Annotated in this window: 1 pseudogene; it reads left to right on the plus strand. The window is 45.8% G+C overall.

Going from position 1 to position 262, the window contains the following annotated elements:
- Positions 1–262, plus strand: a pseudogene (locus AAEZ03_RS27805) (SecY family transport protein); the annotation flags it as partial.

Below are 262 nucleotides of genomic sequence, written 5' to 3' on the forward strand. Positions count from 1 at the left end.
TCTGCAGTGTTGCCATCGCTTGAAGCCCTCAAAAAAGAAGGTGAAGCAGGACGACGCAAGCTAAATAAGTATACCCGTCAAGGGACACTTGCTTTAGCCCTAGTACAGTCATTAGGAATGTGTGCTGGCTTAATCAGCCAAAATCTTACCCTATCTTCTGGTTTGACTTTTTATATTCCAGCCGTGACTTCATTGGTCGCAGGCGCTATGTTCTTGATGTGGCTTGGTGAGCAGATTACAGAGCGTGGTGTAGGTAATGGTA

This window comes from Pseudomonas sp. HY2-MNA-CIBAN-0224 (assembly GCF_040310285.1).
GTDB classification, from domain to species: Bacteria; Pseudomonadota; Gammaproteobacteria; order Pseudomonadales; family Pseudomonadaceae; genus Aquipseudomonas; species Aquipseudomonas helleri.